20 protein-coding genes are annotated in these 24,121 nt (G+C 71.2%); 13 read left to right on the top strand and 7 right to left on the bottom strand.

The features are described from left to right. Positions 1-43: 43 nt before the first annotated feature. Positions 44-1,492, top strand: coding sequence for a GTPase HflX (hflX, locus tag CF165_RS37630; protein ID WP_093952367.1), 1,449 nt, complete (start codon positions 44-46; stop codon positions 1,490-1,492). A 72-nt stretch (positions 1,493-1,564) separates the two neighbouring features. Continuing rightward, positions 1,565-2,581, top strand: coding sequence for an SdiA-regulated/phytase-like domain-containing protein (locus CF165_RS37625; protein ID WP_093952366.1), 1,017 nt, complete (start codon positions 1,565-1,567; stop codon positions 2,579-2,581). A 228-nt stretch (positions 2,582-2,809) separates the two neighbouring features. On the opposite strand, the gene lexA is transcribed toward CF165_RS37625, so the two are convergent. Then, complete coding sequence (gene lexA, locus CF165_RS37620; RefSeq protein WP_167441692.1) at positions 2,810-3,469, bottom strand: transcriptional repressor LexA; 660 nt, start codon at positions 3,467-3,469, stop codon at positions 2,810-2,812. Positions 3,470-3,829: 360 nt separating this feature from the next. Between lexA and CF165_RS37615 the strand changes: the two genes are divergently transcribed. From CF165_RS37615 to CF165_RS37605, 3 genes are all read left to right on the top strand, one after another. Then, positions 3,830-4,303 (top strand): LysM peptidoglycan-binding domain-containing protein, encoded by a 474-nt coding sequence (locus CF165_RS37615; protein WP_093952364.1) that lies wholly within the window; start codon positions 3,830-3,832, stop codon positions 4,301-4,303. Positions 4,304-4,594: 291 nt separating this feature from the next. Further along, entirely contained in the window at positions 4,595-5,089 is a 495-nt protein-coding gene (gene nrdR, locus CF165_RS37610) for a transcriptional regulator NrdR (RefSeq protein ID WP_093952363.1), read from the top strand. 32 nt (positions 5,090-5,121) lie between these two features. Further along, a complete protein-coding gene (locus tag CF165_RS37605; RefSeq protein ID WP_093952362.1) occupies positions 5,122-9,126 on the top strand; it encodes a vitamin B12-dependent ribonucleotide reductase in 4,005 nt (1,334 codons plus the stop codon). A 59-nt stretch (positions 9,127-9,185) separates the two neighbouring features. Here CF165_RS37605 and CF165_RS37600 read toward each other — a convergent pair whose 3' ends face one another. Further along, positions 9,186-11,195, bottom strand: coding sequence for a prolyl oligopeptidase family serine peptidase (locus CF165_RS37600; RefSeq protein WP_093952361.1), 2,010 nt, complete (start codon positions 11,193-11,195; stop codon positions 9,186-9,188). A gap of 114 nt (positions 11,196-11,309) precedes the next feature. Between CF165_RS37600 and CF165_RS37595 the strand changes: the two genes are divergently transcribed. After that, the gene (locus CF165_RS37595) at positions 11,310-12,293 is read left to right on the top strand and encodes a neutral zinc metallopeptidase (protein WP_093952446.1); all 984 of its coding nucleotides are present in this window, start codon (positions 11,310-11,312) and stop codon (positions 12,291-12,293) included. Here the strand turns inward: CF165_RS37595 and CF165_RS37590 are convergent. Next, positions 12,286-12,858 (bottom strand): TIGR03086 family metal-binding protein, encoded by a 573-nt coding sequence (locus CF165_RS37590; RefSeq protein ID WP_205661075.1) that lies wholly within the window; start codon positions 12,856-12,858, stop codon positions 12,286-12,288. The genes CF165_RS37595 and CF165_RS37590 overlap by 8 nt on opposite strands. Before the next feature lie 82 nt (positions 12,859-12,940). Here CF165_RS37590 and pdxR point away from each other — a divergent pair, with 82 nt between their 5' ends. From pdxR to CF165_RS37575, 3 genes are all read left to right on the top strand, one after another. Then, positions 12,941-14,356 carry a MocR-like pyridoxine biosynthesis transcription factor PdxR gene (gene pdxR, locus CF165_RS37585; protein ID WP_093952359.1) on the top strand — a complete coding sequence of 472 codons (1,416 nt, stop codon included), beginning with the start codon at positions 12,941-12,943 and terminating at the stop codon, positions 14,354-14,356. Further along, the gene (locus CF165_RS37580) at positions 14,353-14,799 is read left to right on the top strand and encodes a hypothetical protein (protein ID WP_093952358.1); all 447 of its coding nucleotides are present in this window, start codon (positions 14,353-14,355) and stop codon (positions 14,797-14,799) included. The genes pdxR and CF165_RS37580 overlap by 4 nt, the downstream gene beginning before the upstream one ends. 102 nt (positions 14,800-14,901) lie before the next feature. Then, positions 14,902-15,333: a CBS domain-containing protein gene (locus CF165_RS37575; protein ID WP_020644884.1), complete on the top strand. Its 432-nt coding sequence runs from the start codon at positions 14,902-14,904 to the stop codon at positions 15,331-15,333. A gap of 41 nt (positions 15,334-15,374) precedes the next feature. Here the strand turns inward: CF165_RS37575 and CF165_RS37570 are convergent, their stop codons facing one another. Further along, the gene (locus CF165_RS37570) at positions 15,375-16,943 is read right to left on the bottom strand and encodes a DUF4139 domain-containing protein (protein ID WP_093952357.1); all 1,569 of its coding nucleotides are present in this window, start codon (positions 16,941-16,943) and stop codon (positions 15,375-15,377) included. A gap of 84 nt (positions 16,944-17,027) precedes the next feature. Here CF165_RS37570 and CF165_RS37565 point away from each other — a divergent pair, with 84 nt between their 5' ends. Next, positions 17,028-18,833, top strand: coding sequence for a Xaa-Pro dipeptidyl-peptidase (locus CF165_RS37565; RefSeq protein ID WP_093952356.1), 1,806 nt, complete (start codon positions 17,028-17,030; stop codon positions 18,831-18,833). Between the two features lie 47 nt (positions 18,834-18,880). Further along, positions 18,881-19,030: a BBE domain-containing protein gene (locus tag CF165_RS51825; RefSeq protein ID WP_205661074.1), complete on the top strand. Its 150-nt coding sequence runs from the start codon at positions 18,881-18,883 to the stop codon at positions 19,028-19,030. A 4-nt stretch (positions 19,031-19,034) separates the two neighbouring features. Here the strand turns inward: CF165_RS51825 and CF165_RS37555 are convergent, their stop codons facing one another. Both CF165_RS37555 and CF165_RS37550 read right to left on the bottom strand, forming a co-directional pair. Then, positions 19,035-19,676, bottom strand: coding sequence for a response regulator (locus tag CF165_RS37555; protein ID WP_093952355.1), 642 nt, complete (start codon positions 19,674-19,676; stop codon positions 19,035-19,037). Next, positions 19,673-20,785 carry a sensor histidine kinase gene (locus CF165_RS37550; protein WP_093952354.1) on the bottom strand — a complete coding sequence of 371 codons (1,113 nt, stop codon included), beginning with the start codon at positions 20,783-20,785 and terminating at the stop codon, positions 19,673-19,675. The genes CF165_RS37555 and CF165_RS37550 overlap by 4 nt, the downstream gene beginning before the upstream one ends. A 94-nt stretch (positions 20,786-20,879) precedes the next feature. Here CF165_RS37550 and CF165_RS37545 point away from each other — a divergent pair, with 94 nt between their 5' ends. Together CF165_RS37545 and CF165_RS37540 are read left to right on the top strand one after the other, a co-directional pair. Beyond that, positions 20,880-21,734, top strand: a complete 855-nt coding sequence (locus tag CF165_RS37545; protein WP_093952353.1) for a M23 family metallopeptidase — start codon at positions 20,880-20,882, stop codon at positions 21,732-21,734. A gap of 158 nt (positions 21,735-21,892) precedes the next feature. Beyond that, positions 21,893-22,966 (top strand): DUF4192 domain-containing protein, encoded by a 1,074-nt coding sequence (locus CF165_RS37540; protein ID WP_093952352.1) that lies wholly within the window; start codon positions 21,893-21,895, stop codon positions 22,964-22,966. A 114-nt stretch (positions 22,967-23,080) separates the two neighbouring features. On the opposite strand, the gene galE is transcribed toward CF165_RS37540, so the two are convergent. Next, on the bottom strand, positions 23,081-24,070 hold the full coding sequence (galE, locus tag CF165_RS37535; protein WP_093952351.1) for a UDP-glucose 4-epimerase GalE: 990 nt from the start codon (positions 24,068-24,070) through the stop codon (positions 23,081-23,083). Between the last annotated feature and the right edge of the window lie 51 nt (positions 24,071-24,121).

Genomic DNA, 24,121 nt, shown 5'->3' with positions numbered 1-24,121 from the left:
TGAGTTCGGTTCCCGCGGCGAATCGTGGGACCATGGAGGCACGATGACAGAACTGACACACACCGAAGACCACGACGACGACCTGTACGACGGCGACCCGTCGACAGGCGAAATGGAGCTCGAGGACCGGGCGTCGCTGCGCCGGGTCAGGGGACTGTCCACGGAGCTGGACGACGTCACCGAGGTCGAGTACCGGCAACTGCGGCTCGAGCGCGTCGTGCTGGTCGGCGTGTGGACCGAGGGCACGGCCCTGCAGTCCGAGGCGTCGCTGGCCGAGCTGGCGCGCCTGGCCGAGACGGCGGGCTCGGAGGTCCTCGAAGGCCTCATCCAGCGGCGGACCAAGCCGGACCCGGCCACCTACATCGGCTCGGGCAAGGTGCGGGAGCTGCGCGACATCGTCGGTTCCACCGGCGCCGACACCGTGATCTGCGACGGCGAGCTCTCGCCGGGCCAGCTGCGGCAGCTCGAGGAGAAGGTCAAGGTCAAGGTCATCGACCGGACCGCCCTGATCCTCGACATCTTCGCCCAGCACGCCCGGTCGAAGGAGGGCAAGGCCCAGGTCGAGCTGGCCCAGCTGCAGTATCTGATCCCGCGCCTGCGCGGGTGGGGTACGTCGCTGTCCCGGCAGGCCGGTGGCCGCGCCGGCGGCGCGAACGGCGGCGTCGGCCTGCGCGGTCCCGGTGAGACCAAGCTCGAGACCGACCGGCGGCGGATCAACAAGCGCGTGGCGAAGCTGCGTCGCGAGATCGCCGCCATGGACACCATCCGCGAGACCAAGCGCGGGCGGCGGCTGGCCAACGAGGTGCCCAGCGTGGCGATCGTCGGCTACACCAACGCCGGCAAGTCGAGCCTGCTCAACGCGCTGACCGGGGCCGGGGTGCTGGTGGAGGACGCGCTGTTCGCCACCCTCGACCCGACCACGCGGCGCGCGCAGACCGCGGACGGGCGCGGCTACACGCTGACCGACACCGTCGGGTTCGTGCGGCACCTGCCGCACCAGCTGGTGGACGCGTTCCGCTCGACGCTGGAGGAGGCCGCCGACGCGGACCTGCTGCTGCACGTGGTGGACGGGGCCGACCCGGCGCCGGAGGAGCAGGTCAGCGCCGTGCGCGAGGTGCTCGGCGAGATCACGCGCAAGCGCAAGGAGCCGCTCCCGCCGGAGCTGCTGGTGATCAACAAGGTCGACGCGTCCGACGACGTCAGCCTCGCCCGGCTGCGGCACGCGCTGGCCGGCTCGGTCCAGGTCTCGGCCCGGACCGGAGCGGGCATCGCGGAGCTCGTCGAGGTGATCGCCGACCGCCTGCCGCGGCCGGAGGTCACGGTCGACGTCCTCGTGCCCTACGCGCGCGGCGAGCTGGTCGCGCGGGCGCACGCGGACGGCGAAGTCGTCGAAGAGGAGCACGTCGAGGACGGCACGCGCCTGCTGGTCCGGGTCCGCCCGGACCTCGCGGCGGCTTTGCGCGAGTACGAGACCAACTCGACCAGGGCCTGACACGTCTCCGAGTAAGTTTCCGGCGTGCGGTGCACGGGCATCGCACGCTGGGACTTACTCGGAGGTGGCTGGGTGCGCTGGGTGGTCGCTTTCGCGGCGGTGGTTCTCGCGGTTCTGACCGGGCCGGCGTCGGCATCGGCGGCTCCGGCGGTCGAGACGCTGTGCACGGTGAAGGATTCGCGGATCGGCGAGTTGTCCGGCCTGGTGTCCGACGGCGAGCACCTCTACGCGATGAACGACGGCGGCACCAAGATCCAGGTGTTCGTGCTGGGCCGGGACTGCAAGGTGCAGAAGGTCATCACCGACCGCACGGACCCGTTCGATCCCGAGGACCTGGCCCGGACCCCGGACGGAAGGCTCTGGCTGTCCGACACCGGTGACAACAACAAGGCCCGGCTGACGGTGGCGTTGGAGGAGCTGAGTCCCGACGGCAAGGTCACGATGCACCGGCTCACCTACCCCGACGGCCAGCACGACACCGAAGCGCTGATCATGGACAAGTCGGGGACGCCGTACCTGATCACCAAGGACATCCTCGGCGAGGCGAAGGTCTACCGGCCTTCGGGGCCGTTGGCGAGTCCCGGGCCGACCAACCTGGAGAAGGTCGGCTCGCTGAAGATCTCCGCCACGGACACCCAGGGCGGCCCGGTCGGGTCGATCGGCTCGGTGCTGGTCACCGGCGGCGCCTCGACGGCCGACGGCAGCGTCGTCGCGCTGCGCACCTACACCGACGCTTACCTCTACGCCGTGCCCGACGGCGATGTCATGGCCGCGCTGCAGCGCACCCCGGTCCGGATCCCGTTGCCGGGGGAGAAGCAGGGCGAGGCGATCGCGTTCGATCCCGACGGGACGCTGCTCTCCGGCAGCGAAGGGACGGGCCAGCCGCTCCGCGTGGTGCGGGGCGCGGCCGCGTTGGCCGCGCAGTCCGGCGCACCGGCGGAGGGCAAGTCCTCGGCAGGCACCGGCGCGTCGTCCGGTTCGGCGGGGGACGGGGCCGGGCTCCCCGTCCTCCCCGCCGCCGGGATCACGCTGGCGCTGGTCGGAATCGGCTGGTTCGGCTTCAGAAGGCTGCGCCGCCGAACCCACTAGCGGGTCATGGCTCCCCACAGCCAAGACCACCCGATCCAGTGAACTCAAACCAAACTCAAACACCCAACCTCAGCCGTGCGAACCCGGGCGTTCACGCCCAAGGTGACCGAGGCGGGGGTCCGGGGGCTTGCCCCCGGCGGGTTCTGGGGGTTGCACCCCCAGAAGACACTTGGAGCGAGCGGCCGTGGTCCACGCTTTCTGTGGACACACCTCGCCCCATCCGACTCGCTACAACCGCCTGAGGACTGCGACAACTTTGCCGAGCACCGTCGCGTCGTCGCCGGGGATCGGCTCGTACGCCTCGTTGTGCGGCATCAGCCAGATGTGGCCGCCCTTGCGCTTGAAGGTCTTGACCGTGGCCTCGCCGTCGATCATCGCCGCGACGATCTCGCCGTTGTCGGCGTCCGGCTGCTGCCGGACCACGACCCAGTCGCCGTCGGTGATGGCCGCGTCGATCATCGAGTCGCCGGTGACCTTCAGCAGGAACAGCTCGCCCTCGCCGACGATCTCCCGCGGCAGCGGGAAGACGTCCTCGATGGACTGCTCGGCCAGCACCGGGCCGCCGGCGGCGATCCGGCCGACCAGCGGCACGTACGCCGCCTTCGGCATGACCGGCTGCTGGTCCATCTCGATGCCCATGGGGTTGTCGTCGGTCGCCGAGAGCACGCCGACCGCGCGCGGCCGGTTCGCGTCGCGGCGCAGGTACCCCTTGCGCTGCAGGGCGCGCAGCTGGTGCGAGACGGACGACGTCGACGTCAGCCCGACCGCTTCGCCGATTTCCCGGACGCTGGGCGGGTAGCCGAACCGGCTGACCCAGGAGCGGATCACGTCGAGCACCTGCTGCTGGCGGACGGTGAGCGTCTCGTCCACGTCGTACACCTCGGGCATGGCGTGCACCTTGCCCGAGCCGCCGGGGGACCCACTGGTCCTGCCCGCCTTGTTCTCCTTCGCCACTGCGTCGCCTCCCAGACGTTCGCTGCACGTATCTGCGCGCCGGCCGCCGCCCGCGGGGTGCGGGCAGGCTCGCCGGCGGCATCTGCCCGGCAGATGCCCTGGTCACCGACGTTAGCCCCCGGGCACGGCGATTTCAAACATCTGTTCGATCGACACGCCGTGTCCGCTCGATTTTGTCGGTGGTAGGTGGTAGACCTTCGCACGGGCGTTCGATAGAACGCCTGTTCGACCTTGATCCACGGGCCGCCCCGGTCCGGGGAATCGGGCGGACACCAGGGTTTCGAGGAGGTTCGGATGTCCATTCTGGCCGAACGCGGGCAAGCCCGCCCGGCGACCCCGGTCCCGGCGCAACCCCGTCCCGTGCGCGTGCTGCGCGGGCGCCGCGGCGAGGTGCACCGCCCGCCGACGCGCGCGCGGGTCGTGGCGGGCCGCCGCCCGGCCGGCGCGCCGTGCGTGGCGCCCCGGCGCGTGCCGGTGCGGTGGCCGTGGCTCGCCGGGCTCGCCGTCGCGAGCTGCCTGGTGATCACCGGATTGGGTCTTTTCGGCGGCGGTTCCGCGAGTGCTCCGGTGCCGGAACGGACGGCCGCGGTGTCGGTCGAGCAGGGTGACACGCTCGGCTCCCTGGCCGCGCGATTCGCGCCAGGCAGTGACCCTGGCGCGGTTGTCGCCCGGATCAAGGAGCTGAATCGCCTGGACCAGGCCGTCCTGGTGCCCGGGCTGTCGCTCACGGTCCCGGTCGCCGACCCCGCCGTCGTCCCCGGGTCCTGACCCGTCGCGGACCGTCGGGGCAACCTTCTTCCGGGATGCGCGCCGGCTTGCGCGCGCCCTCCCCGAGTTCTACGCTCGCCCGCTATATGTAGTAGTTACACCGCTGTAGTTGGTCCACAGGTTGGGGTAGACTGGGCAGCAGTTGTCCACAGCTGGCCGGCCTTTACCCACCGGATGTCCACAAGTCGATCACCAGGTGCAGGGGTACCGGGTGGTCAGAACCCCGGCCACGCGTGGTGGCCGCGGGGACGTCGACCGGGGCGGCCGGCGCGGAGGGAAGGTGATCGGCGGATGAGGTGCCCGTTCTGCCGGCATGCGGACTCTCGGGTCGTCGACTCCCGAGAGGTGGATGAAGGCCAGGCGATCCGCAGGCGGCGCTCGTGCGCGTCGTGCGGACGGCGGTTCACGACGTCGGAGACGATGGTGCTCGCCGTCGTCAAGCGGTCCGGGGTCACCGAACAGTTCAGCCGGGACAAGGTGGTGAGCGGCGTCCGCCGCGCCTGCCAGGGCAGGCCGGTCGACGACGACGCGCTGCAGCAGCTCGCGCAGCGCGTGGAGGAGTCGATCCGCTCCGCCGGGCTGGCGGAGATCCCCAGTCATGAAGTCGGCCTGGCGATCCTGGGCCCGCTGCGTGAGCTCGACGGGGTCGCCTACCTCCGGTTCGCCAGTGTCTACCGGTCCTTCTCGTCGGTCGAAGACTTCGAGAAGGAGATCGCCGACCTTCGTGAGGCCATGGCGGGTTCTGCTGCCCCCCAGGAGAGCGATCAGCGCGAAGGCGGCGATTGAGCCGTCCCGCTGCGGGAGTGAGGGTTCGACCGATGACCGAAACCGTGGGTACGGGAACCGGCGCGGCCGCCGGCAAGAAAAGCAAGACAGCCGGCGGGCTCAGCGTGAAGCGCGTCTTCACGACCGAAGGGCAGCACCCGTACGACCAGGTGACCTGGGAGCAGCGGGACGTCGTGATGACGAACTGGCGCGACGGCACGGTCAACTTCGAGCAGCGCGGCGTGGAGTTCCCGGACTTCTGGTCGGTCAACGCCACCAACATCGTCACCAGCAAGTACTTCCGCGGCGCCGTCGGCAGCCCGCAGCGCGAGCGCAGCCTCAAGCAGCTGATCGACCGCGTCGTGAAGACCTACGTCCGGGCCGCGGGTGACCACGGCTACTTCGCCACGCCGCAGGACCTGGAGATCTTCGAGCACGAGCTCACCTGGATGCTGCTGCACCAGGTCTTCAGCTTCAACTCCCCGGTCTGGTTCAACGTCGGCACGCCGTCGAAACAGCAGGTCTCGGCGTGTTTCATCCTCGCGGTCGACGACACGATGGAGTCGATCCTCAACTGGTACCGCGAAGAGGGCCTCATCTTCAAGGGCGGCTCCGGCGCCGGGCTGAACCTCTCCCGCATCCGCTCCTCGAAGGAGCTGCTCACCTCCGGCGGCACCGCGTCCGGACCGGTCTCGTTCATGCGCGGCGCCGACGCGTCGGCCGGCACCATCAAGTCCGGCGGCGCGACGCGGCGCGCGGCGAAGATGGTCGTGCTCGACGTCGACCACCCGGACGTCGAGGAGTTCATCCAGACCAAGGCGCGCGAAGAGGAGAAGATCAAGGTCCTCCGCGACGCCGGGTTCGACATGGACCTCTCCGGCGCGGACATCTCCTCGGTGCAGTACCAGAACGCGAACAACTCGGTCCGCGTCTCCGACGAGTTCATGCAGGCGGTGGAAAACGGCACCGACTTCGGCCTGCGCGCCCGGCTCACCGGCGAGGTGATCGAGCGGACCGACGCGAAGAAGCTCTTCCGCAGCATGGCCCAGGCCGCGTGGGAGTGCGCCGACCCCGGCATCCAGTACGACGGCACGATCAACGACTGGCACACGTGTCCGGAGTCCGGGCGGATCACCGCGTCCAACCCTTGTTTCCCCGGTGATCAACGAGTGGTGACCGATGCCGGGCTCGTGCGGATCGGTGATTTGGTGCGCCGGGCGGCGCTCGGTGAGACCTTCGCCGTCTACACCAACGATGTGACCAACGCGGACGATCCGCGGCCGCGGATCCTCGCCACCTCGCCGACGCGGTACATGGTCACCGGCACCAACGAGATAGTCGAACTCAGGTTCAGTGACGGATCGCGGCTGCGGTGCACACCCAACCACCGCGTGTGGACGGCGAACCAGGGCTGGGTGCACGCCGACCGGCTGACCGAGGCCGATCAGGTCGTTCGATCCGTGGAGCACGCGCCGAGGCCATATGCTTCGGCCGCCTTGCCGCCGTTGGCTCTCCAGGTCGCGAACCAAGCGCGAGGCAAGGCGTTGCGGGCTGTGCCGGAGAAGTGGGATGCCGAGTTCGCGCATTACGTGGGCTGGCTCGTGGGTGACGGCTGCCTGACCGGCGCTGGGGCGGTCACCGTTTACGGGACGGAATGGGAACGCGAGACACTCCTGCCGAGGCACCGCGCACTGCTCGCCGCGATCACCGGATTCGAGAGCAAGCCCAGCGCGCAGGCGAACGGAACCGTCCAGCTCCGCGCCATGCGAAACCGGTTCGCGTACCTGCTGAGGGCGTTGGGTGTCTCGGACGGCCGTTCTTCGGAGAAGGTCGTGCCCGAGCCGATCTACGCGGCGCCGGAGGACATCGTCACGGCGTTCCTCCGCGGTCTTTTCGATGCCGACGGCTGTGTGGTGAACCAGCTGGCGAAGGGCACTCGCTACGTCGGGCTGGGGAGCCGTTCCGAGGAGCTGCTCATCGGTGTCCAGGAGCTGCTGGCCAGCCTCGGCATCCGTGGGCGCATTCACCGGGCCGGGACGAAGACCGCGTCGTTCCGGTACACGACGAAGGACGGCGACGATCGCACCTACGGCAACGATGGTTCGAGCTTCGACCTCCGGATCACCGGGCGGCACATGGCTGCCTTCGCCGAACTCGTCGGGTTCGACCACGCCGACAAGTCCGCGAAGCTGACCGAGGTCTTGGCGAACCACAAGAGCTACGACGTCGACGAGACCGTTCGCCTGGTTTCCCGGGTCTCCCAAGGTTACGAGACCACGTTCAACCTGACGGAACCGCGAAACCATTCCTACGTCGTCGGCGGCACCGTCGTCGCGAACTGCAGCGAATACATGCACCTGGACAATTCCAGCTGCAACCTCGCGTCGCTGAACCTGCTCAAGTTCATCACGCCCGAAGGCACGTTCGACGCGCCGCTGTTCGCCCGCGCCGTCGAATTCGTCATCACGGCGATGGACGTTTCCATCTGCTTCGCGGACTTCCCGACCGAGCCGATCGCCGACACCACGCGGAAGTTCCGCCAGCTCGGCATCGGATACGCGAACCTGGGCGCGCTGTTGATGGCGCTGGGCCACGCGTACGACTCCGACGGCGGCCGCGCGCTCGCGGCGGCGATCACGTCGCTGATGACGGGCGTGTCGTACCGGCGCTCGGCCGAGCTGGCCCGCGCTGTCGGCGCGTACGAGGGCTACGCCCGCAACGACGAGGCGCACCAGCGAGTCATGCGCAAGCACGCGGCGGCGAACGAGCTGGTCCGCACCTACCACTCGAACGACGCCGCCGTGCGCGCGCTGGCGACGGAGGAGTGGAAGAAGGGCATCGACATCGGGACGAAGCACGGCTGGCGCAACGCGCAGGCGTCGGTGCTCGCGCCCACGGGGACCATCGGCTTCATGATGGACTGCGACACCACCGGGATCGAGCCGGACTTCTCGCTGGTCAAGTTCAAGAAGCTGGTCGGCGGCGGTTCGATGCAGATCGTCAACCAGACGGTGCCGCGTGCGCTGACCGCGCTCGGCTACCAGGACGAGCAGGTCGAGGCGATCGTCGAGTACGTGGCGCAGCACGGCCACGTCGTCGACGCGCCGGGGCTGCGGCCGGAGCACTACGAGGTGTTCGACTGCGCGGTCGGTGCCCGCTCGATCGCGCCGATGGGGCACGTCCGGATGATGGCCGCGGTGCAGCCGTTCCTCTCCGGCGCGATCTCCAAGACCGTCAACATGCCGGAGACGGCGACGGTCGAAGAGGTCGAGGAGATCTACTTCCAGGGCTGGAAGCTCGGCCTCAAGGCGCTGGCCATCTATCGCGACAACTGCAAGGTCGGCCAGCCGCTGTCGACGGCGAAGAAGGATACGGCGGCCGCCGAGCCGGAGAAGGTCGTCGAGTACCGGCCGGTGCGCAAGCGGCTGCCGAAGAAGCGCCCGAGCCAGACGGTGTCGTTCACCGTCGGCGGCGCGGAGGGGTACCTGACCGCGGGCTCGTACCCCGACGACGGCCTCGGCGAGATCTTCGTCAAGCTGGGCAAGCAGGGCTCGACGCTGGCCGGCGTGATGGACGCGTTCTCGATGTCGATCTCGGTGGGCCTGCAACACGGCATCCCGCTCGAGTTCTACGTCTCGAAGTTCTGCAACCTGCGCTTCGAGCCGGCGGGCATGACCGACGACCCGGACATCCGCATCGCGACGAGCGTGATGGACTACCTGTTCCGCCGCCTGGCGCTGGACTACCTGCCCTACGACAAGCGTTCGCAGCTGGGCATCCTGTCCGCGGACGAGCGGTCGGCGGAGGTCGAGGCGACCTACGGCAACCCGGGCGTCGACCTCGAAGCCTTGCAGTCCACAGTGGATTCTTCGCCGGAGCCGCACGCCGAGGAAACCGAGCACCCGCACCGCGAAGCCCAGACGACGACGGAGCTGATGGAGCTCCGCCTCGGCAAGGCGGCGGACGCCCCGCTCTGCATGACGTGCGGCACGAAGATGCGACCGGCCGGCTCGTGCTACGCCTGCGAAGGCTGCGGAGCGACGTCGGGCTGTAGCTGACGAAGAGGGGATGGGGTGCCGGCCGGCACCCCATCCCCCTCTCGCGAAATGCCCCGTCGCTACCCGAGCTGCTCCCACAGGAACTCGAACACCAGCGCCCACTTGAACGCCAGCTGCTCGTTGTCCGCGGCAGCGCCGTGGCCGCCTTCGATGTTCTCGTGGTAGCGGACGTCGTGGCCCTGCTCGCGCATCCGCGCCACCATCTTGCGGGCGTGCGCCGGGTGCACGCGGTCGTCCCGCGTCGACGTCACGAACAGCGACGGCGGGTAGTTTCGTCCACTGTGGACGTTCTGGTACGGCGAATACGCCCCGATGTACGCCCACTCCGCGGCGTCGTCCGGGTCGCCGTACTCCGCCATCCACGACGCGCCGGCCAGCAGCAGGTGGTAGCGGCGCATGTCCAGCAGCGGGACCTGGCTGACGATCGCCCCGAACCGGTCCGGGTAGCGCGTCAGCATCACGCCCATCAGCAGCCCGCCGTTGCTGCCGCCCTGGATTCCCAGCTTCGCCGGCGTCGTGATGCCCCGCGAAACCAGGTCCGCGGCCACCGCGGCGAAGTCCTCGTACACGCGGTGCCGCTCGGCCTTGATGGCCTGCGTGTGCCAGCCGGGCCCGTACTCGCCGCCGCCGCGGATGTTCGCCACGACGTACGTGCCGCCGCGCGCGAGCCAGCCGCGGCCGATCATCCCGCTGTACGACGGCGTCAGCGAAACCTCGAAACCGCCGTAACCGGTGAGCAGCGTCGGGCCGCCCTCGGCGCCGGACGGCCGGACGACGAAGTACGGGATCTTCGTGCCGTCCTCCGACGTCGCGAAGTACTGCGCGACGCTCATGTCCGAAGCGTCGAAGAACGCCGGAGCCTGCTTCAGCACTTCGACCTCTTCGCCGACGTGGCCGTAGCTCAGCGTCGACGGCTGGAGGAAGCCGCTGGAGTCGATCAGGTACTCGTCGCTGACGTCGGGGTCGGTGTCGAAGATGTCCGCGCTGCCGAACTCCGGCCCGCCCGCCAAGGGCTCGTCGGTCCAGCCGTCCGGGCCCGGCGTCAGGGTCCGCAGCTCGCTGCGGACGTCGCGCAGCGTGCCGAGGAGCAGGTGGTTGCGCGTCCAGGCCCAGTATTCGAGCGAGGTGTGCTCGTCGGGCGTGAAAAGCGTGGTGAAGGACCGGTCGCCGGCCATGAAGGCGTCGAAGCGGATGGCGATGAGCGAGCCCGCCGGGTGTTCCGTGCCGCCGACGGTCCACGCCGTCCGCGGCCGCACCAGCAGCCACTCGCGGCGCACGGACGCGCTCGCGTCGTCCGGGACGTCGATCTTGACCAGCCCGCCGGACGTCCGCAGGTGCAGCTCCGAGCGGTAGAAGTCGATCGCGCGGCTGACGAAGTCGCGTTCGAAGCCCTCGGTCGGGTCGTGGGAGGCGCCGATCGAGACGTCGTCCGGCTTGCCCTCGAAGACCGTGACGGCTTCGGCGAGCGGGGTGCCGCGCCGCCACTCCTTCGCCAGCCTCGGGTAGCCGGAGCTGGTCAGCGAGCCCGGGCCGAAGTCGGTGCCGATGTAGACGCGGTCGGCGTCGATCCAGCCGATCCGCGTCTTCGCCTCCGGCACCGTGAACCCGTCTTCGACGAACTCGTGCGCGTCGAGGTCGAACTCGCGGACCACCGTGGCGTCCGCGCCGCCGCGGGACAGCTCGACCAGGCCGCGCCGGTAGCCCGGCCGCAGCACGGTGGCGCCCTGCCAGACCCAGTTCTCGCCCTCGGCCTCGGCCAGCGCGTCGACGTCGAGCAGCAGCTCCCACTCGGGCTCGGCCTGCCGGTAGGACTCCAGCGTCGTCCGCCGCCACAGGCCGCGCGGGTGGCTCGCGTCCTGCCAGAAGTTGTAGAGGAACTCGCCGCGGCGGCGCACGTACGGGATCCGGTCGTCGGCGTCGAGCACCTCGCGCAGCTCGTCACGCAGCTCGGCGAACCGCGCGCCGGTGGTCAGCTCGGCCAGCGTCTCGTCGTTGCGGGTGCGTACCCAGTCCAGCGCTTCTTCGCCGGTCACTTCTTCGAGCCACAGGTGGGGATCCTCGACACTCATGACAGACAGTCTCGCCTGGTCCGAGGCCCGGTGGCCACCCGGTGGCGTTTTCGTTTCGTGATCCCTGCCTCCCGGGGTGTCCGTATGCTGGTGCGACAGCAGCAGGGGGAGAACGTGAACGACGCCGAACCGCCATGGCCGGGGACGGCCAGGCCGCCGGAGCCCGCGTGGGTGCCGGAGCCGAACCCGTGGGCTCCGAACTGGGCCGCCGCCCCGCCCGTCCCGATCGCCCCGCCGCGCAGCCGGCTCTGGGGCGCCGTCGGCGGAGTGATGATCGTCGTGGTCGCCTTTTCCCTGATCGCCGCGACCATCCCGCGCCGGGTCGACGGGCACGCCGTCGTCGCGCAGGGTGCCGACACCGGCCGCGCCTACGGTGGCGGCTCGGACAAGAAGCCCCCGAAGGCCGTGCCGGAGCTGGCCCGCAACCCGCTGCTCGGCGACGGCATCACCCCCGGGCCCGCCACCTGCTCCCTGCCCGACCTCGGCCGGGCGCCCGAGCAGCTCAAGGCCTACTACGGCGCGCTCGCCGACTGCCTGGAGCAGTCGTGGCGCCCGGCGCTGGAGAAGGCGAACGAGCCGACGCTGGCGGTGACCGTCTCGGTGACGCTGCCCGGCCACAGCGCCTGTGGCGAAGCGCCGACGGAGAACGAAGCCGTCGCCTACTACTGCGGCGGTGACACCACGATCTACGCCCCGACCGAGTGGATGCTGTCGGACGCCGGGCTCAACAAGGCGCGGCATATCGCGACGATCGCCCACGAGTTCGGCCACCACGTGCAGCGGGAGAGCGGCATCCTGTCCGCGGCGGCGGACAAGATGACGTCGCCGGACGAGCACAGCCCGGCCGACAAGGAGGTCGTCCGCCGGATCGAGCTGCAGGCGAACTGCTTCGGCGCGCTGTTCCTGGCGGCCGTCGCCGGCTCGGGCTCGATCAGCCGGTCGCTGGCGAACGCCGCCGTCGCCGACTACGGCCGCGCGAACGACAGTGACACGCACGGTTCCCGCGAGCACCAGCTGTCCTGGGCGAAGGCGGGCTACGACGGCAAGGCCACGAAGGCGTGCGACACGTGGAGCGCCGAGGCCGGCGAGATCAGCTGACGCTCCAGGCCGGGTCGCGGCCGAGAAGGGCGAGGAACCGGTCGAGCTCGCTCGCGCCCGCCGGCACCTCGACACTGGGCGCGAAGGAGCCGTTGACCTCGCGGCCCTCGTCCGGGATGCGCTCGGCCAGCTTCAAGGCGACGCGGACGGCTTCGGCGTCCGGCTCGTAGGACAGGCCCAGCGTGCGGGCCAGGTCCCAGCCGTGCGCGACGGTGTCGACCAGGTGCATGTGCGCCGCGAACGTGCCGGGGAACGTGCCGAAGTGGTTGACGGCCAGCTGCCGGCCGAGCACGGCGTCGTCGGCGAAGGCGTCGAGGAAGTCGTCGACGGACGCCTGGTACGCGGCGTAGGCGTCGTCACCGAGGTCGCCGGCGTCCCAGTCCGGAGCCGTGCCTTCGCGGGCGGCGGTCGCGAAGGCGTGGTTCTCGCTGACCTGGTGGCGGAGCAGGTCGGCCAGGGTCCAGCCGGCGCACGGCGTGGGACGGCCGAGGTCGGCGGGGGTCGCGGCGGCGACGAGCTTGTCGAGGACGAGCAGGGTGCGGCGGTCGAGTTCGCGGAGATCCATGCTTCGCACGCTAGGCAGGCGAGCGGACCACGAGAAGTGCCAACTCCCGCCCAACCTTCGTGGGCCAATCTAGAGTGGAGCGGTGGAGATCCACATCGACCTGACCGGGACGCGCGGCCACCGCGACGCGATCTACCGGCAGCTCCGTACCGCGATCCTGGACGGCCGCGTCCGGCCCGGCGAGGCACTGCCGCCGACCCGTGAGCTCGCGCAGCGGCTGGCGGTCTCGCGGACGACGGTCAGCGCGGCCTACGACCGGCTCACCGCCGAGGGCTTCCTGGCCGGGCGCGTCGGCGCGGGCACGTTCGTCACGGCGTCCCCGGCCGGGCGCCCCGAGCCGTCGCCCGTCTCCGGCCTCCGGCCGCTCCCGGAATGGGACGCCGTCCCGCCGCCACCCGCGCCCTTCGCCCCGGCACCGGAGTTCGACTTCCGGCCCGGCGTCCCCGATCTCGCGCTGTTCCCCTTCGACACCTGGCGCCGCCTCGTCACGCAGCGGCTGCGGGCAGGCCAGGCCGGCCTGATGACCTACGGCGACCCGCAGGGCCACGCGCCGCTGCGGGCGGAGATCGCCCGGCACGCCGGGGTGTCGCGCGACGTGCGGGCGAGCGCGGCGCAGGTCGTCGTCACCGCCGGCGCCCAGCAGACGACCGACCTGGTGGCGCGGGTGCTGCTGCGAGCCGGTGACCTGGCCGCCGTCGAGAACCCGGGGTACCCGCCACCGCGGCTGGTGCTCGGCGCGCGTGGCGTCCGCGTCGCGCCGGTGCCGGTGGACGCCGAAGGGATCGTCGTCGGCGCCATCCCGGCGGGGACGCGGCTGGTCTACGTCACGCCGTCGCATCAGTACCCGCTGGGCTTGCCGATGTCGCTGGAGCGCCGGCTGGAGCTGCTCGACTGGGCGGAGCGGAACGACGCGGTGCTCGTCGAGGACGACTACGACAGCGAGTTCCGCTACACCGGCAGGCCGCTGGAACCGTTGCACAGCTTGGATTCCCGGGGCCGCGTGGTGTACGTCGGCTCGTTCTCGAAGGTGCTCTCGCCCGCGTTGCGGCTCGGGTTTCTCGTCGCGCCGCTCTCGCTGGTGCCCGCGTTGGTCAAAGCCCGCTACCTGACCGACTGGCACGCGCCGAACGTCGAGCAGGCGGCCCTGGCGGCGTTCATGGCCGAAGGCGGCTTCGCGCGGCACGTCCGGCGGATGCGGAAGATCTACCGCGAGCGGCACGAAATCCTGTCCGCGGCGCTCGCCCGGGACTTCGCGGACTTCCTGACGCCGCTGCCGTCGACCGCGGGCCTGCACCTGAGCGCGGTCTCGCCGGCCGACTGCGGCGGCCTGGTCCGCGCCGCGCGACGTCGCGGCGTGCGGCTGTACTCGCTGGGCGACTTCGGGGTGGGGGAGCAGCGGCGGCACGGGCTCGTCTTCGGCTACGGTTCGGTCACGGCCGAGCGGATCGAGCCGGGGCTGGCCCGGCTGCGCGCGCTGGCGGACGAAGGAGCGGCATGACCGACGACGTGATGGTGGCGATCGACGCCGGTCTGCGGCAGCACATCGGCGGCGACCGGGCGGGCGCGTACGCGACCTTCGCGACGTTGTGGGCCTCGATCGGCCCGGACGGCGACCCGCTGCACCGCGTCGCGCTGGCGCACCACATGGCCGACGTCTGCGACGACCCGGCCGAGGAACTCGAGTGGGACCTGCGGGCCTTGGCGGCGGCCGACTCGCTGACCGACTCGCGGGCGCAGGAGTACCACTCGTCGCTGGCGGTGCGCGGGTTCTACCCGTCGCTGCACCTCAACCTGGGCGAGGACTACCGCAAGCTCGGCGACCTGGCCGCGGCCCGCGACCAGCTCGCGCTGGCGCGTGCCCGCCTCGACGCCCTGGGCGACGACGACTACGCCGCCGGGATCCGGCTCGCGGTCGAGGACCTGGCCGGCCGCCTCGCCTGAATCGGTTTGAATACCACGAAGACGCCCCGTTTGCCGGACTTTCGCACTGGCCCGGGTGGCCCTAACCTGTGGTGATCCAGCTCACCGACGGGAAGGATCGCCATGCGGATTGCGGATCTGCTGCGCAAGAAGGGGTCGGCGGTCGCGACGGTCACCCCGGAGACCACGGTGACCACGCTGCTGGCCGGACTGGCCGAACACAACGTCGGCGCGATGGTGGTCGTCGCCCCGGACGGTTCGATCGCGGGAATCGTCTCGGAACGCGACGTGGTCCGCCGGCTGAACGAGCACGGCCCCGGCCTGCTCGACGGGCCGGTGTCGGAGATCATGACGAAACTGGTGGCCAGCTGCGGCCCGGACGACTCGGTGGACCAGCTGTCGGTCCTGATGACGGAACGCCGCATCCGCCACGTCCCCGTCCTCGTCGACGGCCGGCTGGCCGGGATCATCTCCATCGGGGACGTCGTGAAGAACCGGATGGAACAGCTGGAGCAGAGCCAGGAACAGCTCCAGGCTTACATCTCGCAGGGTTAGTGGTCCGGCCGGCTCGCCCATCTCCGGGCGAGCCGGCTCGCCTACTCCCGCCAGCCGGACAGTTCCACGCCTTTCGCGACATCCACCCGGTACGAAAGTGTCACCACGCCCGTCTCGCCCGGCCCCAGCGTCAGCTTCCACGTCAACTCGCCCAGCTCCGAAGTCTCGACCGGGTCAGGTGACGATCGAACGTCCTTCACCGTGATCGTGTCGTCGCGGGACACCGGCGCCTGGTCCAGCACCGTCACTTCAGCGGGACGCGGCCCGTGGTTCCCCACCGAGATCCGGTACTCCGCCTCCCGCCGCTTCTGCCCGGACAGCGTCGCCTTCGAAGCCGTGCGCCGGACCAGCCCCCGCTCGACCCGGATCCTGTCGTCGACGCCCAGCGCCAGTTCCAGATCCTCACCGGGTGCCCACGGCTCCAGCACAGTCGTCCCGACGAACTCCGCGTCGTGGAACACCGAAGCGCGTCCGGGGCGCAAGGCGTGCTCCGAGGTGTTCACGACCGTCGCCCGCAGGTAAGCCTCTTCGGCCAGCACCGGCGCCGTGACGTGCCCCAGCGACGCCGTGAGATCCAGCTGCGCCAACGTCGTCCGGTGTCCCTGCGCCCCCGAAGGAACCGCCACCGGGCGCGACGGCCGGTACGTGACCGCAGTCGTTCCTTGCTCGACCGCCGCGAACTTCGGTGCCATGGCCGGAGCCGACGCCAACGCCGCGAAACGCCCCCGCGCGCCTTCGGGAATGCCGCCGCCCGATCCGCCGTACGCCGCCGCGGGGGCCGCGGGCGCCACTGGGACCGGGCGCACGCGGTCGAGATACCACGGCTGAAGTTCCGGGACCACCACGGACACCGCCGGCCGGGCTGTCGAGAGGGCCAGTTCGCATTCCGGCCAGTCCTCGCCCGTGTGCTGGCTGACCAGCCCGTACGACATCACCGTGACGTCAGTTCCGCGAACCCGGACGTCGTATCCCGGCTCCCAGCTCGCCCCGGGGACCACGTAGGACAGTTCCAGCTCGGCCGTTCCCGAGGGATCCGAGATCTCCAGCTCCACGACGACGGACGTACTGTCCTGTTCGGACCGTGCGCTGTGCGCCTCGATCCGGCGGTCGAGCGCCGCAAGGTCCTCCTGCAGCCGGGCGATCCGCTCGCTCAAGACGCGACGGGCCTTCAACGCCGCGGCCAGCCGCTCGCTCAGCGCGTCGGTCACCTCGGCCACTCGTGACGGCTCAGCGGTCCCGGCGGCCAGCGCCTTCGCGAAGCTGCCGCCACTGCGCTTCGCGAGTGAAGTCAGCAGATCCACCTTCATCGCTTCGGCCGCTTCGTCGTCCACGACGCCGTCAAGCGTGGCTTGGTCCGAACGCCGTTGCTCGACGAGCGCCCGCAACGCCGCGTCGGCCGGTGCGGCGTGCCGCTCGGTGCGGACGTCGACGCCGGTGATCAGCGCCGCCCCGGTGCCCGTGACGCGCACCGAGCCCGGGTCGAGCGCCAGGGGCAGCCCGGTGAACGTCTGGCGCGATCCACCGTCGAGCGGCACGCGGCCCCGGCGGGTGATCCGGGCCTGCTGCGGGTAGACGGTCACGGCGGCGATCGGCGCTTCCACGGTCGGCATGCCTCCGACGTTAGTCTCTTGACACTCCCGAGGCCGGGACGGAAGTCTCGAAATCCGTCCGCTTCGCCCGGCTTGGGGGTTTGAGTGAAAGCCGCACGAACCGCAGTCCTGCTCCTCGCACTGGCGACCCTGCCGCTGACCGCGGCGACCGCCGAAGCCGCGCCGCCCGCCCCGGTGTTCACCGGCGGCCAGGCGCAGCCGGTGTTCGACCCGGCCGACGTCGTGCGCGAGGACGTCTGGGTCACCGCGCCGGTCGACAGCGACCACGACGGCGCCGACGACCTCGTGCACGCCCAGGTCGTGCGCCCGCGCGCGACCCAGCAGGGCCTCAAGGTGCCGGTCGTCTACCAGGCCAGCCCGTACTACGCCGGCGGCAACGACATCGCCAACCACGATGTCGACGTCGAGCTTTACGCGCCCGGCCACGCCCGCGGCCCGGACGGCCCGCGCGTCGCCGCGCACGGCGTCGGCCCGGCCACCCCGATCACCTGGCGGTACCAGGACTACTTCACCGCGCGCGGGTTCGCCGTCGTCTACGGCGAATCGCTCGGCACCGGCCTTTCGACCGGCTGCCCGACCACCGGTGACGTCAACGAGACGATCGGCGCCCGTTCGGTCGTCGACTGGCTCAACGGCCGCACGACGGCGCGGGACGCCGCGGGTGCGGCGGCGAAGGCGGACTGGAGCACCGGCAAGACCGGCATGATGGGCGTGTCCTACAACGGGACGCTGCCCAACGCTGTCGCGAGCACCGGCGTCGAAGGGCTCGAGACGATCGTGCCGATCGCCGCCATCTCCAGCTGGTACCAGTACTACCGCAACGACGGCGCGGTCGTCGCGGCCGGCGGGTTCCAGGGTGAGGACGCCGACGTGCTCGCCGAGTACGTCTACACCCGCGCCGACCGGCAGGTCTGCCGCCCGGTGATCGACGGGCTGACGCGCGACCAGGACCGGGTGACCGGCGACTACACGCCGTTCTGGGACGTCCGGAACTATCGCAACGACGTCGCGAAGGTGCACGCCTCGGTGCTCGCGGTGCACGGCCTCAACGACTGGAACGTCAAGACCGACCAGGTCGCCGAGTGGTACGAAGCGCTGAAGGCCCACGGCGTCGAGCACAAGATCTGGCTGCACCAGGCAGCCCACGCCGACCCGTACAACCTGCGGCGCGACGTCTGGCTCGCGACGCTGAACAAGTGGATGTCGCATTACCTCTACGGCATCGACAACGGCATCCAGAACGAGCCGAAGGCGACGATCCAGCGCGAGGACAAGTCGTGGACCGACGAGGCCGACTGGCCGGCGCCGGGCACCTCCGACGTCCGCGTGTACCCGTGGCCGGGCGGCCGGTCGAAGGGCACCCTCGACACCCGCAACCCGGTTCCGGGCACGGCGGCCGTCGAAACCCTCGCCGACGACTCCTCGAAGACGATCGAGCAGCTGGCCGGGCTCGCGTCGTCCGGCAACCGCATGCTCTACGCGACGCCGCCGGCGAAGCAGCCCGTCCGCCTCTCCGGCACGGCCCGTGCCGACCTGGCGCTGGCGTTCGACCGGCCCGCGGCGAACGTCTCGGCGATCCTGCTCGACCGCGCGCCCGACGGCACGTCCCACGTGATCAGCCGCGGCTGGACCGACCCGCAGAACCGCACCTCGCCGGCGCGCACGGAACCGATCACGCCGGGGCAGACCTACCGGATCGGCGTCGAACTGATGCCGAAGGACTACGTCCTCGCAGCCGGGCACCGGCTGGAGTTCCTGCTCGCGTCCAGCGACCACGACTACACGCTGCGGCCGAAGCCGGGCGCCGGGCTGGCCCTCGACCTCACGAAGACGTCGGTGACGCTCCCGGTCACGGGCGGCAAGCCGGCCCTGCGAGCCGCCTTCGGCTGACGGCGGCGGCCGAACCGACCCTGGAGAGCGCCCGGCTGTCCGGCACGGTGCTCACCGACGGTAGCCCCGGCTACGACGTCGCCCGGGCGGTCTGGAACGGGGAGATCGACCGCCACCCCGCGCTCGCCCGGATCAAGGCCGCGTACGACCCGCGGAACGTCTTCCACCACAACGCGAACATCCCGCCCGCGCCGTGAGGGGTCAGCCGGCGAGGCCCGCCCGGTAGGCGAACGCGACCGCTTGCGCGCGATCGCGCAGCCCGGCCTTGGTGAACAGGTGGTTCACGTGGGTCTTCACGGTCGCTTCGCTGACCACCAGGGTGCGGGCGATCTCGGTGTTGGACAGCCCGGCCGCGATCAGCCGCAGCACCTCGATCTCGCGGGCGGTCAGGCCTTCGATCTCCTTGACGCGCTGGGGAGTACCGCGGGTGGCGGCTTCGACGAGCCGCCGCTGCAGCTCGCCGTCCACTGTGGACTGGCCGGCGGCGGCCGAGCGCAGCGCCCGCGCGATGGCCTCGGCGTCGGCGTCCTTGGTGAGGAACCCGCGGGCCCCGGCGCGCAGCGCGGCCAGCAGCGATTCGTCGTCGGCGTAGGTGGTGAGCACGACGACCTCGGTGTCCGGGTGCCCGGCGCGGATGCGCTCGGTGGTCTCGACGCCGTCGCAGCGCGGCATCCGCAGGTCCACCAGTACGACGTCGGGGTGGTGCTCGGCGACGAGGTCGAGCGCGGCCAGCCCGTCGGCCGCGGCGCCGACCACCTCGATCCCGGGCAGCAGCCCGAGCAGCGTCACCAGGCCTTCCCGGACCACCGCCTGGTCGTCGGCCAGCACGACGCGCAGTGTCACGCCGGCACCGTCAGGTGAATCCGCCATCCGTCCTCCCCCGGCCCGCTCTCGAACTGTCCGTCGAGCAGCGCGACCCGTTCGCTCATCCCGCGCAAACCGTAGCCTGCCGCCGGCGCGTCGGCGGGGCGCCTGCCCTGCCGGTCGGCCACGGTCAGCGCGACTTCCGCGGTCCGGTAGCCGAGGGTGACGTCGACGTCGGCCCGTGCCGCGTGCTTGCGCGTGTTGGCCAGCGCCTCCTGCACCGCGCGGACCAGCGCGGTACCGACCGCCGGGTCGAGCTCGCGCGGCTCACCCTCGACCGCCAGGTCCGCCCGGGCCCCGCTGTCGAGCCGGTAGGCGGCCAGGAGGTCGGCGATCGTGCGTTCGACCGGAACGGCGTCCTCGCGCAACGCGGCCACGGCTTTGCGGGCCTCGGCGAGGCCTTCCGACGCCAGCTTCTGGGCCCGTTCGATCTGCGCGACGGCGTCCGGGCTCGCCCCGTCGCGCACCAGCATCAGCCGGGCGCCTTGCAGGTTCAGCGACAGCCCGGCCAGCGAGTGCGCCAGGACGTCGTGCAGTTCGCGGGCGATGTGGGCGCGTTCGGCGAGGGCGGCGGCGCGCGCGTGCTCCTCGGTGGCCGTCTGGGCGCGGGCCAGCGCCAGTTCGGTCTGTTCGATCCGGGCCAGTCGCGTCCGCCGGTTGAGGCCGAGCAGCACGACGATGGCGAGGATCGTGCACGTCGGCAGGGCGCCTTCCCAGACGTCGTGGTAACCCGCCCAGAACGCGATCGCGCCCAGGTCCAGCGCCACCGCGAGGACGATCGGGACGATCGCCTGCCGCAGGACGACGAAGAAGGTGCAGCTGAACATCGTCACCGACGCCCAGCTGTTCGGCACCAGCGCCCAGAGCACCCCGGCGCAGAGGAGCACGGCGAGCAGCAGCGCCGGCGGCAGGGTGCGCTCGCGGATGTCGTAGAGCCACAGCAGCGGGACCGACAGGACGAGGGTGATCCCGATCAGGATCCACGCGAGCGTGTTCGCCCGGGGCATCGCGGCGAACATCGGCACCGCGACGAACGCCCACCGCAACCAGGCCTGGGCCTGGGGGAGCCGGGCTCGTCGAGTGGTCATTTCGAGGTCCTCCCCGGGTGCTTGTACGGAAAATGTACCGGCGCGGACTTCGCTGGGTGACGTCAAGATGTCCCGTTTGTCAGGAGGTTTCCCCATGTCCAGGTTGCGACGGCTCGCCCTGCTCGCCGCCGCCGCGGCGCTTCCCGCGCTCGGCCTCACCCTCGCCGGCCAGGCGACCGCCTCGGCCGCGCCGAACTTCCAGGTGCCGTTCAAGTGCGGGGTCACCGTGACCGCGGCGACTTTCGACGACCACAGGCCGCAGAACGCCGTGGACTTCCAGAAGTCGGGCATCACGGGGATGCCCGTGCTCGCGTCGGCGTCCGGCACCGTGACGCGGGTGGAGAACCGGGGGAGCGAGAGCTACGGCCGGTTTATCGAGATCGACCACGGCAGCGGCTGGCGCACCCTCTACGCGCACCTGTCGACCCAGACGGTTTCGGTCGGCCAAGCGGTCACCGGCGGCAAGCAGATCGGCACGGCCGGCGCGACCGGCAACGTCAGCGGTCCGCACCTGCACTTCGAAGAAAACCTCAACGGCATCACGCAGCGCGCCGTCCTGAACGGGGTTTCCGTGCCGTACTACGCGCACACCAGCTTCACCAGCAAGAACGACTGCGGTGGCAACCCGTACTCCGCCGAAGAGGTGTGCGGCGACGGCTTCTCCGTCGTCGACCAGCAGGCGCTGGCGAACTCGTCGGGCACGGCCTACCTGCTGTACAACGCTTCCACCAAGGCGAACTGCGTGACCACGCTCAAGGCCACCTCGCTCGGCACGGCCAGCGCGGTTTCGGCGTTCCTCGAGGTCCAGGGCGCGACCCGGGTGACCGACTCCGGCAGCTTCACCTACTACGCCGGGCCGGTGAAGAAGACCGCCGATTCGACCTGCGTGAAGTGGGGCGGTTCGGTGGGCGGCAACACCTACGAAAGCGGTTTCGAGCACTGTGACTGAGCCGGGCCGGTCGGTGGGGCCGGGCAGGATAGGCCGCCCCACCGACAAAACCGCGCCGCCCGGCGGCCGCCGGGCGGGATCCGTCCACATCGGCCCCACTTGTCCACAGATTTGCCGCCACCGCCCCATCCGGGCTCGTCTTGCCCCACGGTGGAGGCATGACCACTGCCACCCCGGCCGGCCGTTCGCCGGTCGACCTCCGAAGCCCCGCGCAGCTGCTGGCCGCGCTTCCTTACCTGATCGGGTTCCGGCCCGAGAAGTCCGTCCTCGTGATCGGCCACCGGGCGCCCGCGGGCAACCGGCTCGGCCTGGTGCTGCGCGGTGATCTGCCGCGCCGCGAGGACAGGGCCCGCCAAGCGCGGGCGCTCGCCCCGAAGTTCGCCGCGGAACCGCACACGGGCGTGACGCTGGTGATCGTCGGCGGACGGCGAAGATCCGGCGGCCCGCCGCCCCACGCGGGCTTCGTCGAAAAGCTTTCGGCGGCGCTGGCCGAGTTCGGCCTCCCGGTGCTGCACGCGATGTGGGTGGCCGACATCGCGGCGGGCGCGCCGTGGGGGTGTTACGCCGACGCGGACTGCGGCGGCGAGCTGCCGGACCCCCGCGCGACGGTGGCGGCCGCGGCCGCCACCGAAGGCGGCGCGGTGCTCTTCGGCAGCCGTGACGAACTGGCGGCGCTGCTCGCCCCGCGCTCACCGGAAGCACTCGCCCGCCGCGCGGATCTGTTGGTGCGGCAGCCCGAACTCCCGTGGCCCGAAGCGACCCGTTTCGCCGACGCGGCTTCGGAAATCCGGGCCGCCTTCGACCGCCGGCGCCGCGACGAGGGTCCGCCGACCGACGAGGAAGCCGTCCTCCTGGCGAAGGCCCTGACGCTTCCCGAGATCCGCGACGAGTGCCTCGGAATGGCCGTCCCACCCTGTACCCCGGTGGCGCGTGCGGCCGAGCACCTCTGGCTCACGCTGGTCCGCGAGCTGCCGGCCCCCGCACGCGCGGAAGCGGCGGCGCTCCTGGGGTACACGGCCTACATGCGCGGGGACGGCACGTTCGCGGGCATGGCGCTGGACAACGCGCTGGACGCGAATCCGGACCACGTCCTGGCCGGGCTCTTGAGGACGGTGCTGCGCCTGGGCTTCCCGCCGGAGCGGCTCCTCGGCCTGGCCATGGCCGCCGACCCGGCGGGCGTGGCCGGATTCGGCCTGGCGCCCCCCGACGTCGGCCTGGAGCGAGCGGGATGAGGGGGTTCCCTTGGTGGCGGCGGATTTCCCCGGGGCGTGTCAGCCGTGCGGTGTCGCGAAGGACGGTCCGTCGTGAGCACGGGCAGGCCGCGAAGCCCGCCCGTGCTGTCCGGCTCAGCCCTGGGCCGTGCGCCGTGCCTGGGTGAATTCCCAGGCGTCGCGCACGATTCCCGTCAGTTCGGTGCGTTCCGGCTTCCAGCCCAGTTCCTCGCGGGCCCGGTCGCTGGCCGCCACGAGCACCGACGGGTCGCCCGCGCGGCGCGGGGCCACCGCGGCCGGTACCGGGTGGCCGGTGACCTCGCGGCAGGCCTCGATCACCTGGAGAACGGAGAACCCGGTGCCGTTGCCCAGGTTGTAGATGCGGTGCGCGCCGGCGGTGGCGTGCTTGAGCGCCAGCAGGTGCGCGTCCGCGAGGTCCACGACGTGGATGTAGTCGCGGACCGCGGTGTGGTCCGGCGTCGGGTAGTCGTCGCCGAAGATCTGGATGCGCTCACGGTCGCCCGAGGCGACCTGGAGGACGAGAGGGATGACATGGGTTTCCGTGGCGTGGCGTTCGCCGAAGGTGCCGTAGGCGCCGGCGACGTTGAAGTAGCGCAGGCTGACCGCGGCCAGGCCGTGGGCGCCGGCGAAGCTGGTGATCGCGTGGTCGATGGCGAGCTTCGTGGCGCCGTAGGTGTTGGTCGGCCGGGTCGGCGCCGACTCCGGGATCGGCGACTGCTCCGGCTCGCCGTAGGTCGCCGCGGTCGAGGAGAACACCAGCCGTGGCGTGCCGTGCTCCCGCATCGCTTCCAGCAGGCGCAACGACGTGACGACGTTGCCTTCCCAGTACTTCGCCGGATCCGTCATCGACTCGCCGACCAGCGACTTGGCCGCGAAGTGCAGCACGCCGTCGAAGCCCTCGCGCAGCAGGCTGCCCGCCACCTCGGCGGCGTCGCCCTCGATGAACCGCGCGTCCGGGTGGACGGCGTCGGCGTGCCCGGTGGACAGGTCGTCGACCACCGTGACCTGGTGCCCGGCTTCGACCAGCCGGGCGGCGCAGACACTGCCGACGTACCCGGCTCCGCCCGTGACGACCAGCTTCAGGGCGTTGCTCTGCTCCGACACATCCAGGCCTTTCTGCCGAGGGTGACTGTGCACCACAGTCTTCCCCCTTGG

The organism is Amycolatopsis vastitatis, assembly GCF_002234595.1.
GTDB classification, from domain to species: Bacteria; Actinomycetota; Actinomycetes; order Mycobacteriales; family Pseudonocardiaceae; genus Amycolatopsis; species Amycolatopsis vastitatis.
The sequence above is the reverse complement of the archived record's forward strand: the minus strand, read 5'-3'. Positions and strand labels throughout refer to the sequence as shown.